Origin of the sequence: Pontibacter sp. 13R65 (assembly GCF_047525655.1) — a bacterium.
Classification (GTDB): Bacteria; Bacteroidota; Bacteroidia; order Cytophagales; family Hymenobacteraceae; genus Pontibacter.
Genome location: NZ_JBLIQL010000003.1, coordinates 382,081 through 396,565 on the forward strand (window position 1 = coordinate 382,081; position 14,485 = coordinate 396,565).

The window sequence follows — 14,485 nt, forward strand, 5'->3', positions numbered from 1 at the left end:
GTAGAGGGAGCAGCACAAGCAACCCAACTCTAACACCATAACTCCTAATGCTTTACTTACTCCAACAGTTTCTCCAGATCAGAAAAACGATCTATGCGGGCATCATAACCCGGTACTTCTCCAAAACCGTAGCTAGCGTAAATAAAGGGAACACCAGCTGCTTTACTTGCTTCATAATCGCCTAGCGTATCGCCTACATATACTGGGTTTCTTAGCTGGTTTCGCTCCACCACTTCCTTTATGTTTTCTGACTTAGGCAAGCTTTTAGTGCCGTAGCACTGGTGATCCTCCACCAACTCACCTAGCTTGCTGTGCTCCAAAAAAGTTTCGATGTAACCCGTCTGGCAGTTGCTTACTATAAATAAGCGGTATTTCTTTTTCAATGCCTGAAGTGTTTTCTCCAGGTCGTCGTACAGGTGTCCGCCCTGTGCGTTCATGTACTCCAGTTCCTCTTTCGCACAAATGGCTTTAAAATTATTTCGTTGTTCGGTGCTCAGGTATGAGTACAGTTTGTCAAAAATAGCATCGTAGGCCATGCCAGTTACAGACTGCACCTTCTGTTGGGTTATCTCATCCTGTACGTAGTCTACCTTATCTACTGCTGCCTGCCATGCCTTGGCTACGGTGCCGGTGGCATCCCAAAGCGTGCCATCCAAGTCAAAAATGATACTATCTGTATTATTAAGCATTATTTAAATTAAGTTGTCCTACCCAGGCCACTGCTTCCAGCAGCAGCAAAAGGTAGAAATGAAAAATGACAGAAGGTATTTGTACCTCCGGCTGCAAGTTACGATTTTACTGTCTAACCAACCTCAATGTTGCAAGGACCGGTGCATGAAGATTATAATTTGATAATTTGCGATTAAGGTAAAGCGGCCATAGCTTTAGCCCAGTCACCTGGTTTCTTCGGCCGGTATAACTCCCCTGGTAAATACCTAGAAGATTAGCAGTTACCTGTAAAAGCCCTGTAACATTTTTCGCTAATAAGCCTCCCGAAGGCCATTTTTATTTAAATAATTTAATCATACTTCTAAAATCTTCACTTTCTTCTGCATGTAAGGTTGTAATAGCTTCTGCGTTATAATATTTTTAGTTATATTTTATCTTTGCATTGAACAAATACATAAAAGAGATTATATGGCGCTCCCCCTACATCGGATAAGCTTGTTCTACATGCTGCTATTGCTCCTGGCATCTGGATGCAGCGTGGTGTACACACCTACCATGCAAAACGTGCCGCTCATGCAGGAAAAAGGAGACCTGAAAATGGTATTAAACCCCAATAACCTGCAGGCTGCCTATGCTGTGTCAGATCATATAGCGGTAATGGCAAACGGCAGCTACAACCGAACAAAATGGACCATCAGCGACAGCAGTAACACCACTCCGCATACCTACAAGCCTTACCGCTACAACCTGGAAGCTGCCGTTGGCTACTATCGGCCAGTTATAGAAAAAGTCTTTATGGAAGTGTACGGCGGCGCAGGCTTTGGACATACGCATTTGCACAATCACCCGATTTTCGTGGGTAATACATCAGATGAGCCGGAGGAACAGCACAGACTATTTTCAGCTGATAACAGAAAAATATTTATTCAACCAACTATCGGCCTTTCTGAAGATGTAGTTGAACTCTCAATTTCAAGTCGGCTAGTGGCCCAGCAGTTCCGGAATGTAAGCACAACCTACTCCGATTGGTACCTGGAGCACAACCAGCTTGCTAACGTAGACCAGCACACCCACTTATTTGTAGAGCCCTGCTTTACGCTGCGAGTTGGATTTAAATGGGTAAAATTTCAAACTCAGGCTATTTACAGCGCCAAAATATCAAGACCGGAACTAGCCTACAAACCGGTACAACTTAACTTTGCCCTTCAATTTAACCTGTCGAAACAAAACAGAGCGATCCTGTTCAGGTAAAGCTATAGTAGAGGTATTTTCGCCAAATTAATCCGCCAACAAATTAAAAACTCTATATTTGTTCTCATCGCTTTTTCAGCCGACGATTAACACTTAACAGGAACCTTTGTGGCAACAGTTCTAGATATTAACGGCCTCTCGAAACGGTACGGCAGCATACAGGCCCTCGATGCCCTGACACTACAGGTGGAAGAAGGCAGCATTTATGGCTTGCTTGGACCAAACGGCAGCGGAAAAACTACTACTCTGGGTATGGTGCTGGATGTGATACGGCCAAGCAGTGGCAGCTTTAGCTGGTTTGGGAGCCCCATCAGTAAAACCACCAAAAAACGGGTGGGCGCCCTGCTCGAAACGCCTAACTTTTACCCTTACCTAACGGCTAAACGCAACCTACAACTTGTAGCGCATATAAAGGGGGCCGACAATGCCAGCATAAATAATGTGCTGGACTTGGTTGGCCTTGGAACGCGAAGCAACTCTCCTTTTAAAGGTTTTTCGCTGGGCATGAAACAAAGGCTAGCCATTGGTGCCGCCATGCTGAAAGACCCTGAAGTACTAGTGCTCGATGAGCCAACAAATGGGCTGGACCCACAAGGCATTGCCGAAGTGCGCGACCTGATTCTGCGTATTGCGGCCCAGGGTAAAACCATTATTCTGGCAAGTCACCTGCTGGATGAGGTAGAGAAAGTGTGCACACACATGGCGGTTTTACGGTCGGGTAAGCTGATGGCCAGCGGTTCGGTAGGGAAAATTGTTTCTGCCAACGAGCAGGTGCTGATCACTGCCCCTGAGCTGGCGCCCGTGCTGCAACTGTTGGAGCGCCTGCCGTACGTGCTGCAGTTCAAGCCGGAAAAAGAAGGCATCGTCCTGACGCTCGACGAAGGTTATACCAGCCTCGACATTAACCGCGATATGTTTGCACAAGACATTGTGTTATCGCAGCTGATCGTGCGGCGAAAAAGCCTTGAAGCCCAGTTTATGGAGATCATCAAAAATTAACCACCCCATGCATTTACTTCGTTTAGAGTTATATAAAGTACTGCCTTACCGGACATTTTGGGCTATACTCGGCATTTTTATGCTCCTCGTCTTCCTCATTTTCTATTCTGTGGATAGCGTTACCATAAACAATGCCCGCCTTGGCTCCAGCTATTATCAGTTTCCGCGCATTTGGTTAAACCTAACCTATATCTCCAGCTTTTTTAACACCCTACTGGGCATTCTGATTATTGTACTGGTAGCAGATGAGTACAGCTTCCGCACCTTTAGGCAACAACTCATAGATGGGCTGTCGCGGGTGGAGCTGGTGCTAGCCAAATTTTATGTTATGCTGGCGCTTGCCTCAGTTGCTACTCTCTTTCTGTTGATAATCGGCTTTATCTTCGGAGTGGGAAGCAGCATCGATACCTCTGTAGGCAGTATGATGAGACACCTCGATGCTCTTTTTTATTATTTTGTACAGGCGGTAGGCTTTATGGCGCTGGCGATGCTGTTTGGCGTAATTCTCAAAAAAAGTGGTCTGGCTATAATTTCTTTTGTAGCGTATGTACTGGTGCTGGAGCCAATCATCCGGTCGCAGATACCCGACAGCATCGACAAATTTTTTCCAACCAAAGTCTTATCCAGCCTCACCCCCATGCCGGTGCAGCAAATGTTTGATCAGGCCACCAGCCCAACAGAACTACTTTCGCCAGGATGGGCGCTACTGCCGGCTCTGCTCTACATTGGCCTTTACCTGGCAGCTTCTTACCTCCTACTCAAGCTCCGCGATATGTAATTAGTTAAGCATACAGCAACCTAAACCTATTTCTACAGGCACCAGACTAATTTTTATGAAGAGGTGCAGCACCCAAGAAGATTTTTTTAAACTGGCAGGAACAGCTTGGCTGCTTCAGTAAAATAAAAGAATTGATGCAGAGGCAGGTATTACCTGCTTTGGCAACCGCACTATAACAAGGTATTGTAATAGTTAATAATAGCTATTAGGCCATGTAGCTTGTCGTAAGAGAGGCGGTGCTTTTTCACATATTTATTCACCTCCGAGGCTTTTTTGCCGAAAATTCGCTGCAGGTCCTTTTTAACATTACGGAGCGTTCTTATTTCGCCATCCGGGAACAGGATGTAATATACTGGCACCACCTGCTGCACATAATTAGGCATGCCTGAAGCATAGTAAGGATCGTAATTTCCGCCACGCGCCAAAAAGCTTCGGCTCGACAAATCTCTGTTAATATAGGTTTCGCGGGTAATTAGGGTTACAGGCCCTTTATTCATTCGCTCAAAAAAGGTAGGCTTCCGGAAATCGCTGTAAGATCTGTTTAAGTCCCAGTTATAGGTCACGAAAAACCGTGTGTAGGCATCGGGCGACTCCTGTACTTTAAAATAATCGACATTTACCGGTGAGAGCGCCCTAAGGGTACCATCTGGTTGCTGTATGTTCACCACATCCTCTGTGCGGTAATAGGTAATAGGCCCCTGGAGGGTATCACCTGTTAAGAGTACAACTTCGCCCACCGGCCATTCCTGTACATCGGGGGCTAATCTGTTCTGGGCATATGTTTCAAGCCCCATCATTACAAATAGGACGAAAGCTACGAAAAGGCGTAGCAAGTTTGTTATTTTTTTCATAAGCCAGCATCACTTACACACACTTAACATTGTGTTTTCCAACCTAGCCCTTAGGCATTCTATTCACAACATGCTTTATTATATTGTAAATAATAAAAAATGTTACTGTCAGTATGAAAAAAAAACAAACAAAAGAGCCTGAGCATCAGAACAGTAACAATTCTAACGCTCAGGCTCCACACCCAGATGGGTTATTTAATTATTCAGAGAAAGTTTGCTAAGGATGGTATGTCCAAGCTTGTCTCTCTTAGTAGTGAGGTATTTTTGGTTGTGCACATTTGGTATTATTTCTATAGGCACGTTTTCAACTACCTCCAGTCCGTACCCAATCAGGCCGATACGTTTTTTGGGGTTATTGGAAATAAGGCGCATTTTGGTTACACCCAGGTCTCTTAATATCTGCGCGCCAACACCATAGTCGCGTTCATCCATGCCAAAGCCCAGTTCCAGGTTTGCCTCTACGGTATCGCGGCCCTGCTCCTGCAGCTTGTATGCCTTCAGCTTGTTAAGCAGTCCGATGCCCCGACCTTCCTGGTTCATATATACCACCACGCCTTTGCCTTCGCGCTCGATCATGCGCATGGCCTCGTGCAACTGCGGACCACAGTCGCAGCGGCAGGAGCCAAAAATATCGCCTGTAACGCACGAGGAGTGTACCCGCACCAGCACCGGCTCATCTTCTTCCCAGGTCCCTTTTACAAGTGCCAGGTGGTGCGCCTTATTGCTGTGCTGCGTAAAGGCATACAAATCGAAATCGCCGAAGTCGGTTGGCAGCTGTATGGCTATTTCACGAGTGATCAGGCTTTCCTGCTTTAGCCGGTACACAATCAGGTCTTTGATGGTAATGAGCTTAAGGTTGAAGCGCTTGGCCACCTTCACCAGGTCGGGCAAGCGGGCCATAGAACCATCTTCGTTCAGGATCTCGACCAGCACACCGGCCGGAGCCAGACCTGCCAAACGAGCCAGATCTACAGCTGCTTCTGTGTGGCCCGGTCTCCGCAGCACACCTTCTTTCTTTGCTTTAAGCGGGAAAATATGGCCAGGTTTACCTAACGACTTAGGATCGGTACTTGGGTTAATAAGGGCCTGTATGGTTTTAGAACGATCTGAGGCCGATATGCCGGTGGTGCAGCCATGGCCAATCAGGTCTACCGACACGGTAAAAGGCGTGGCATGGAGGGCCGTGTTTTTGCCGACCATCAGCTCCAGCCCCAGTTCCTCGCAACGCTCATCGGTAAGGGGGGCACAAATAAGGCCTCGCCCGTGTGTCGCCATAAAATTAATGATTTCGGGAGTCACTTTTTCTGCTGCGCAAATAAAGTCACCTTCGTTTTCACGGTCATCATCATCTACCGCAATCACGACTTCGCCTTGCCGAATTGCTTCTATGGCCTCTTCAATGGTATTAAAAATTGGCTTTTCTTCCTTTTCGATAGCTTCCATATATAGTATAATATAGCCTCTGCTCTAGGAGCAGCTGCCTATTAGTTAATTTTTTGAAAATTGAATTGCAATACAAATCTATGAAGATTAAGCCGCAATCCCTTTTTATTTCATAACACATTAGGAGCAGAAATAGTTAGAGACCGGCCTCTTCTCCTATCTAGTTTTGATTGGCAGGTTGAAAAGGGACTGTTTGTTTATCTTTTACATAATCACCTGAACTGACTCTACTGGGACCACCCGCCAGAACCGCCATGTACAATTCTTCTAATGAAAACAGCCTCCCTGAGCCCTAATTACTCTTTTCACCTTTAGGGTAATATTTGCTTTATTCATTCTTGCAACTGGCAACATGGTGCAAGCAGCTTAGGCATTTAAACTGCTGCCTTTCCGGCAAATTACATCCAACAGGATGAATTTTAATATCGCTCTGACTATATTGTGGCTTCGTCCAATGTTTCAACTTTTTAATAATAGCTAACTGCATGATTAAAAAAGGAATCTCCGCCTTCTCTCTTGCCTGCTTGTGGGGCATGCTTTTCTCCTGCCAGTCTTCTAAGACAACCGATGCGCAGGAAATTACTCTCCATAACCGCTCTTCTATTGCCCTGAGCGATAAAGCAATTGCCATTAAGCGAAGTGAATTTCCCAATATCCCCGAAGGCCAGGCTTACCCTCTCCTGCTCACACAGAACGGCGACACCATTGCCTCCCAACTCGACGATCTGGATGGCGACAACCAGTGGGATCAGCTTTTTCTGGTTACAAACCTCCCAGCCAATGGGGAGCAGGTGCTGCAACTTAGCTGGGTAGAAACGTCGCCTAAATATACCGTTCGCACTAATATTCGCTTCGGCAAGCGCAGCGCCAAAGATATACCGCTGCAACCCGCCACCAGCGACACCATTTATGCAAACCAAATGGAGAAGGCAACTGGCTTCCAGCCTTACCAAACCGACGGCCCTACCTGGGAAAACGACAAAGTCGGCTTCAGGCATTACCTGGATGGCCGCAATTCAAAAGATCTTTTCGGGAAGAAAACAGCTGCCATGTCGCCCGACAGCGTAGGTATTAGCAAAACCGGTGCGGTGGAAGATAATTACCATGTTATGCACGACTGGGGCCGCGATATAATGGCTGTTGGCAGCTCGGTGGGTATTGGCGGCATTGCTTTGAAAATAGGCGAAAACTATCCGCGCCTGGGAATTGTTGCCGGCGATACGGTTAATAACGTAGAAAGTACCTCCTTTCAGATACTGGCACGAGGGCCTGTGCATTCCAGAATGGAGATAAGGTACAACAACTGGAAACCAGCCAACACCGACCGCAGCTATACCATTGTTGAAAACCCTGCCATTACGCCCGGCATGTATGCCTATCAAAACACTGTTAAAGTTACAGATGGCCTGCAAGGCGACGAAACTCTGCTCATTGGCATGAATAACCTGGACGAAACCTTTCCGCTTGAAGAAATACAGGTTGGAGACAACTGGGTGGTGCTGTTCACCCACGACAACGAAACTTATAACAGAGAATGGTTACTACCTCTGGCCCTTATTGTACCTAAGAGTGCCTACCAGGGCTATACTGCTTCTCCTAAAACCGGCCCTGTGTCGCAGGCTTGGTTTGCCAAAATGAAGGTGCAGGCAAACGAGCCTATAACCTACTATGCGGTTGGCGCCTGGGAGCTGAGCGATGAGCAATTTAAAAACCTTGACTACTTCCGGAAATATGTACAGGACCTCACGCAGCAGATCGATGCAGAAGTTCATGTGCAGGTAAAATAAACTATTGCTATTTTCCGCATACGCAGGCCTGGCTTACCTCTTTTAGAAGAAGCCAGTATGACGTAAAAAAATAAAGGTTTATTAGATTGTAAGTTTCTTATAAAAGCTCCTCCCAACTTCTTAAGTAAGAAAGGGAGGAGCTTTTGCTATTTAAGGAACAGGACAAAGGCAAATCAGCAACACACAGCATCAATTGCTCTACACCGGCCTTTCTTTCAGATCTTTACACAATAAAAACACATCTACTGTTGCAAATTGTAACACCAGAAATTAACCAGCTGCAGCACAACATTAACGGAATAATTTTGAAATAGCTGGACATGCACGTTTTTGTATAGTATTATTGAGGCTCAATTTATTTTAAAGAAGCACTAACTTCGCCTATATAATAGCCGTTGGCACTACGGCTACAGAATTTATTATATGAAACGACCTTATTACCTGCTTTTTCTTTTTCTCCTTGTATCGGTTTCTGGCTGTGTCTCTACCTACATGCCCAATGTACCCAACGTACCCATGTTTACCGAGAAAGGCGAATTAAGTGCAGCTGGTCATATTACGCCCAAAGGCAATGTCACGTTTAATACGGCGTATGCCGTTTCAGATCATTTTGCGGTGCAGGTAAACGGCTCCATGCTAAACACCGAGCGCCGAAAAAGAGATTTCAGGCATAACCTGATAGAAGCCGCAGGTGGCTATTTTACGACTTTCGGTCCTGATAATAACCGCGTGCTGGAAGTATACGGTGGCCTTGGCGGTGGCAGCAGCGACCGTATCGATAAAAAGGAAAACAAAACGGGCGAGTTGCTAACAGACCGCTACGAGGCTAGTTTCAGCAAATATTTTGTGCAGGTTAATTTCAGCTCCAAGCGAAAGAAATCACTTAAAGTGTTTAGCCGGGAATACCCTTTAAACTATGGCACTGCCATACGCGGCAGCTACATCAACATGAAGGATTTCAAAATTAACGGCTTGGCAGCAACTACCGAAGATAACATTTTTATTGAGCCCATTTTCTACACCCGCCTTACCCTAAACCCTTCGGTGCAGCTGCAATATACCAGTGGCACTACCATCGGCCTTAAAAACCGCGATTATTTAACGGCAGCCTACTCTGTTTTCTCGCTTGGTGTGGTTATAAACGTCGGAGGAAGCAACATTACCGCCAAAAACGGCAGGAAATAAACTTTTTCTAGTACGCGACCCTTTCTGAGAAAAATCTATGTTCTTAGGCGATAGGTCTAAAGTAGTCCGGAGCCTTTACACTACCTCCAGTTTGCCACTTTCCTGATACCTGATTGTACCCAGATCCACCATCTCACGAATCAGGTTTGTTACTGCTTCGGTGTGCTTAGGTTCGAACTGCTGTACCAGCTCTTTGGGCAAATGCGGCTTTTCCTGCAGGAGTTCCAGCACTTGTTTCCGTAGCGCCTCCTGCTCCTGCCGGGTACGCTCCTTTTTACGTTGAGCCAGGCAATAGTCGCAAATGCGGCAGCTCTTGTCGCTGATTTCACCGAAATACTCCAGCAGCAGTTGTGTGCGGCAGCGGTCGGTTGTTTCTATGTAGCGGCCCATTTCTTTTACCTTTAGCAGGGCCAGCTCGCGCAGCCTTTTTAGCTTGGCGTGGTCCAGCGGCAGGTTCAGGGCATCCTGGCGCGGCTGGGTAAACAGCAGCTGCGCCGTATCGTGCTGCGGTTCGTATACCAGCACCTGCAACTTGTGCAGGTACTCCAGTTTCCTGCGCAGGTCCTCCTCCGGAATACGCACCTGCTGCGCCAGCTTTTTCTCTGATACTTTCACAAAATTGCTGAAGGCCTCGCCACCGTACAGGCGCAGGATCATACGCACCAGCGCCTCGTGTTCCGGGTGAATCACCTGAAACTCGTAGAGCTTCATACTATCCATTACGAGCATGAGCCGCGAGGGCATGTAATAGGCTTCGTTTAGCTGAATATAGCCTTCGCCTTCTAGCCGTTTGATGACGTGGTGTACCTCCAGCGGCTTTAGCTTATAGCTTTTTGCAAAATCCTGCAGATCGAAGTCGAAGCTGCTGAGGGCGCCACTTCCTACGGCCAACTGGTAATAGTTTGCCAGCGCCTGATAAACCCGCCTGATAAACTCCAGCGGTGGGTGCGCCTCCGTTACTTTCCGCTCCAGGTCCGCCACATCGTTTGGTCCGTATAGCACTACCGCATAAGCGTATTTTTCATCGCGACCGGCCCGGCCTGCTTCCTGGTAGTAAGCCTCCAGGCTCTCTGGCAGCTCGAGGTGCACCACCAGCCGCACATCAGGCTTGTCTATGCCCATTCCGAAGGCATTTGTAGCGACGATCACGCGTATCTTGTTCTGAATCCAGGCGCTCTGGGCAGCACCTCGTTCCTCAAACTTGAGCCCGGCATGGTAAGCGGCAGCGGCAATACGCTTGCTCTGCAGGTACTTTGCCAGCTCCACGGTTTGCTTACGGCTACGGACATACACAATGGCCTGCCCCGGCATGCGCTGCAGCACTTCCAGCAGGCGCCCTACTTTGTCTTCGGTATAAAGGCAGGAGTAAGAGAGGTTGGCCCGGGCAAAGCTTTTCTGAAACACCTGCTGCTGCCTGAACTGCAGCTTCTCCTGAATATCCTGCTTTACCTGTTCGGTGGCAGTGGCAGTGAGCGCAATAACCGGCACATCAGGCAGTATCTGGCGCAGGTCGGCCAGCTGCAGGTAAGGCGGCCGGAAATCGTATCCCCACTGCGAGATACAATGCGCCTCGTCTATGGCCAGCAAGCCTACCTTCATGCGCTTCACCCGCTCCTGGAACAAGTCGGTGAGCAGTCGCTCCGGCGAGAGGTACAGAAACTTTGTGTTCCCAAAAACACAGTTATCCAGGGCAATGTCAATCTCGCGGCGGTTCATACCCGAATAAATGGCTACTGCAGCCACTCCCCTCTTATTCAGTTGCTCCACTTGGTCCTTCATGAGGGCAATAAGGGGCGTAATAACAAGGCAAATGCCCTCCAGCGCCAGCGCCGGCACCTGAAAACAAATTGACTTGCCGCCGCCAGTCGGCAACAGCGCCAGCGTATCCTTGCCTGCCAGCACCGACAATATAATATCCTCCTGCAAAGGCCTGAATTGCTCATAGCCCCAGTAAGTTTTAAGAATGTGGTGAATGTCCTGCACTGGTTTAGGGAAATATATTGTGCAAAGATAAGGCTCCCAGGTAATACAAGATCAGAAATTCAAAATTATGACTAGTGGGTTATGTGCGTCCGAAATAACTAGAACCTGACCCAAGCCTTGCCACCGGGAAGGTAAAAATGCCTCCGGAAGGGCATTTTCATTAGAATAATTCTGAAACTGTTGTTGCGTTTAATCCGGCACATAACCTTTCGAAACGTCAGTAGTAAGAGTAGCCTATAACCTATATTTACCAGCAAACTGCATGGCTGACTTCATGTGCCAGCATGTTTGCATTTGCTGCCTAAGCCAAGGCTTTATAATGAAACTACCTGTGGCCACCGCACCAGAGAAGCTACTTTCTAAACTACTATGTTTTACAGCTTGCATTGTACTAAAAATAAATTGAGAAGAAGCCTGACACCCCTGCTCCTGTTGTGGCTCATCTGCAGTTTTCAGGGAGTTTATGGGCAGGCCCAGGAGGCACCGGCCATTGTAGGGAGTGCCACAGCCCAGGCTGTAGACAGCCTGCTGGCTCGTGTAGAAGAAGCAAGAAGGACAATAGAGCGCATAAACACGATAAACCGAAGAGGATTAAGTACCTCTTCCATAGAACAGAATTTGCCTAAAATAGAGGCCAACCTCAACACTATTCAGCAAAATTTATCTTTTTACAGCAGAGTTATCGACATAAAAAACCTGCAGATGTACATGGTGCTGCTCAACAATATGCAGCAGGCACTCAACGAGCAGCGAACTACATTGTCGGGTTTCAACAGGGAGCTGATTGGCATGAACGCCGAAATAAACAGTTTCTCTCAGGACTCTGCGCTGCTGGCCCTCTCTACCGACAGCTCGTTTACCGCTTTGTACCGCAACGAACTCGGCTTGCTCACCGAGCAATGGAAAATGGCCAGCAGCACCACCACCCAAAACCTGGATAAGCTGAACAAGATTCAGGCAAGCATTTCGAGTTTTTACTTTTTAACAACTGAGCTGCAGGGGCGGGTAGACGAGCTACTGCGGCAATATAACTCCCGGAATTTCACCCGAGAATTTGCCTACATCTGGAACGCTGAAGACCATGCCGTGGAGGAAGACCAGCTAGCCTACATGCTCCGCAAGTCGTATGAGGGACAGCAGCAGCTTCTGACTTACTATTTCCAAACGAACTGGCAAAACTGGATTTGGCTCCTGGCTATTTCGCTGGCCTTTATGTGGTGGGTTTTCCGGAATTACCGCATCATAAAACAGCACAATAATGGGGAGCTGGTGGCATATCGTCAGATAAAATACCTGAAGCAGGTGCCAGTGCTGAGTGCCCTGGTGCTGGCGCTCAACATAGCGCCATTTTTTGACCTGCACCCTCCTACGGCCTATGTCGAGATTATGCAGTTCTTTCTCATGCTGTCGCTCACAGTGCTGTTCTGGCGCAATTGGCCCCGGCATCTGTTTTACTACTGGATCGCCATCTTTGTCCTGTTCATCATATTCGCCGTCAGCAGCTCCATCATCAATCCCAGCCCTGCCCTAAGGGTAGGTTTGCTGGTATTTAACTCTATTTCAGTGGTGTTTGGCATATTTTTCACAAGAGACATCCGGCAGGCACTCTCTTTGGCGGGCTTTGTAAAACAGGTGTCGGTTATTTATATTGTGCTGAATGTGGTGGCTATTCTCTGTAATATCTTTGGTCGCCTTACGCTGGCTAAAATTACAAGTACAGCTGCTATCTTTGGCCTAACCCAGATTATAGGACTGCAAATACTGGTAGAGCTGATAACAGAAGCTTTTTTTCTGCAGATAGAAGCCAGCAAAGTCTCCGACAGAAGCAGCTCCCGCTTTAACTTCGATTACAAGAAAATGGAAGCCACTGCCACTAAGGTGCTTTCTTTTCTGGTGATTGTTTTCTGGATTGCCATTTTCACCACCAACCTCAACATCTACACTCCTATCTACAATGTGCTTGAGCAGTTCCTGACCACAACCCGGACCCTTGGCAGCATTACCTTCACCATTGGCAACGTGCTGCTCTTTTTCCTGATCCTATACCTGGCAAACAAGCTGCAGCAGTATGTAGGATATTTTTTCGGGGTCAGGAACAATGATTTTATAACTGGTCGCAACATACGCGGTTCACGCATGGTTATTGTACGGCTGGTGGTGCTGGTAGTCGGTTTTATTCTGGCCATCTCCGCTTCTGGCATGCCCCTTACCAACATCACGGTTGTGCTGGGAGCCTTGGGCGTAGGTATTGGCCTGGGCTTACAGAACATTGTAAACAACCTGGTGTCTGGTATTATCCTTATTTTTGAAAGGCCGTTTGAACTAGGCGACTCCATTGAAATAGGCACCAAAAAAGGCCGCGTAAAAGATATAGGCATTCGATCCAGCCGGCTCCTCACTACCGAAGGTTCCGAAATAATTGTTCCGAACGGAGATCTATTATCTGGGCAGGTAACCAACTGGACGCTAAATAACCGAAACGTGCGCGTGGAACTGCTACTAAAAATAGACCCCAATGCAGACCTGGAGCAGGTAAAAAAATACATTGTAGAGGAAATCGAAAAAAGCCCGAATGTGTTAAAGAGAATTCCGCCAGATATTTTACTCAACACTATTAGTTCGGCCTCTTTGGAGCTGAAAGTCCTGTTTTGGGTTACAAATATCCGGCAAGATCAGGCGGCGAAGAGTGAAGTATTGCTGCGCATTTACAGACGTCTGACACAGGAGGAGATAAAAGTGCTGTAAAACACCTGTAATCTTACCACCTGGTTACTATTCTACAACCAGTCTGGTTCTCAAGAGCTGCTTATACCACAGTGGCTGAAAATCTGTAAAACTTTTAATGAAAACTATAAGCACTATAAGCTGTTGAAGCTTACCTTTGTAGTGTTTAGAACTATTCGGGTTTGTAACAGGTTACTATTTTAAGTGCTGCGCGTTAGCAAAATTTAATAACCCGCTACTGCTGTCGTCATAATAATTCAAATGAAATTACTTCGCCAATTCATGTTGCTGGCTCTTACGCTGCTGGTGCTCGTCTCCTCGACAGGCATCTCGGTAGGCATGCACGTATGCGATGGTGAAGTGCACGACATCAGTCTTTTTGGCAATGCTAAGGAATGCCCCATGGAGCAACAGCAGCAAACCTTGCCTCCGTGCCATGCGCCTGCCGCAGATAATTGCTGCGACGACCAAACCTTTGTGTTCGAGCAATTTGGCGATGTAGCCGATACTAAAGCACAGCTGCTGACCAAGCACCTAGATATTAAATTTATAGCAGCCATAAAAGTAGTGCTGCTGCAGTTGTTTGAACAGCATATTGCCCTTAAACCTGCTTTTGCACACTATTCCTCTCCCCCACTGGTCCGCGATGTACCGGTGCTGGTGCAGTCCTTCCTTCTATAAACCCTGCTTTTTCGATTTCTACCTGCCCCTGCTGAGGCTGGTCTAGCTTGCTATTGCCTTTCTGGCTGCAGCTCAATTTCATATTAATCGAATAAAGCATCAAGCCAATTTCTCTGAATCTCCTGCCGTGCCTT

At 47.2% G+C, this 14,485-nt stretch carries 11 protein-coding genes; 7 read left to right on the plus strand and 4 right to left on the minus strand.

Annotated features, from left to right (window positions below; all coding sequences use genetic code 11):
* Positions 1–56 precede the first annotated feature (56 nt).
* Positions 57–689, minus strand: a complete 633-nt coding sequence (locus ACMA1I_RS05940) for an HAD family hydrolase (RefSeq protein ID WP_337067374.1) — start codon at positions 687–689, stop codon at positions 57–59.
* Between the two features lie 448 nt (positions 690–1,137).
* On the opposite strand from ACMA1I_RS05940, the gene ACMA1I_RS05945 reads away from it, so the two are divergent.
* From ACMA1I_RS05945 to ACMA1I_RS05955, 3 genes are all read left to right on the plus strand, one after another.
* On the plus strand, positions 1,138–1,920 hold the full coding sequence (locus tag ACMA1I_RS05945) for a hypothetical protein (RefSeq protein ID WP_337067375.1): 783 nt from the start codon (positions 1,138–1,140) through the stop codon (positions 1,918–1,920).
* Positions 1,921–2,028: 108 nt separating this feature from the next.
* Positions 2,029–2,919, plus strand: a complete 891-nt coding sequence (locus ACMA1I_RS05950; protein ID WP_337067376.1) for an ABC transporter ATP-binding protein — start codon at positions 2,029–2,031, stop codon at positions 2,917–2,919.
* Between the two features lie 7 nt (positions 2,920–2,926).
* Positions 2,927–3,697, plus strand: coding sequence for an ABC transporter permease (locus tag ACMA1I_RS05955; protein WP_337067377.1), 771 nt, complete (start codon positions 2,927–2,929; stop codon positions 3,695–3,697).
* A 170-nt stretch (positions 3,698–3,867) separates the two neighbouring features.
* Here the strand turns inward: ACMA1I_RS05955 and ACMA1I_RS05960 are convergent, their stop codons facing one another.
* Both ACMA1I_RS05960 and ACMA1I_RS05965 read right to left on the minus strand, forming a co-directional pair.
* The gene (locus tag ACMA1I_RS05960; RefSeq protein WP_337067378.1) at positions 3,868–4,548 is read right to left on the minus strand and encodes a hypothetical protein; all 681 of its coding nucleotides are present in this window, start codon (positions 4,546–4,548) and stop codon (positions 3,868–3,870) included.
* Between the two features lie 195 nt (positions 4,549–4,743).
* Entirely contained in the window at positions 4,744–5,991 is a 1,248-nt protein-coding gene (locus ACMA1I_RS05965) for a bifunctional 3,4-dihydroxy-2-butanone-4-phosphate synthase/GTP cyclohydrolase II (RefSeq protein ID WP_337067379.1), read from the minus strand.
* Positions 5,992–6,476: 485 nt separating this feature from the next.
* Here ACMA1I_RS05965 and ACMA1I_RS05970 point away from each other — a divergent pair, with 485 nt between their 5' ends.
* Positions 6,477–7,778, plus strand: a complete 1,302-nt coding sequence (locus tag ACMA1I_RS05970; protein ID WP_337067380.1) for a DUF4861 domain-containing protein — start codon at positions 6,477–6,479, stop codon at positions 7,776–7,778.
* Between the two features lie 423 nt (positions 7,779–8,201).
* The gene (locus ACMA1I_RS05975) at positions 8,202–8,963 is read left to right on the plus strand and encodes a hypothetical protein (protein WP_337067381.1); all 762 of its coding nucleotides are present in this window, start codon (positions 8,202–8,204) and stop codon (positions 8,961–8,963) included.
* A 75-nt stretch (positions 8,964–9,038) separates the two neighbouring features.
* Here ACMA1I_RS05975 and ACMA1I_RS05980 read toward each other — a convergent pair whose 3' ends face one another.
* Positions 9,039–10,946 (minus strand): ATP-dependent DNA helicase RecQ, encoded by a 1,908-nt coding sequence (locus ACMA1I_RS05980; RefSeq protein WP_337067382.1) that lies wholly within the window; start codon positions 10,944–10,946, stop codon positions 9,039–9,041.
* Positions 10,947–11,348: 402 nt separating this feature from the next.
* On the opposite strand from ACMA1I_RS05980, the gene ACMA1I_RS05985 reads away from it, so the two are divergent.
* Both ACMA1I_RS05985 and ACMA1I_RS05990 read left to right on the plus strand, forming a co-directional pair.
* The gene (locus tag ACMA1I_RS05985) at positions 11,349–13,691 is read left to right on the plus strand and encodes a mechanosensitive ion channel family protein (RefSeq protein ID WP_337067383.1); all 2,343 of its coding nucleotides are present in this window, start codon (positions 11,349–11,351) and stop codon (positions 13,689–13,691) included.
* A 240-nt stretch (positions 13,692–13,931) separates the two neighbouring features.
* Positions 13,932–14,351: an HYC_CC_PP family protein gene (locus ACMA1I_RS05990; RefSeq protein WP_337067384.1), complete on the plus strand. Its 420-nt coding sequence runs from the start codon at positions 13,932–13,934 to the stop codon at positions 14,349–14,351.
* Positions 14,352–14,485: the final 134 nt, after the last annotated feature.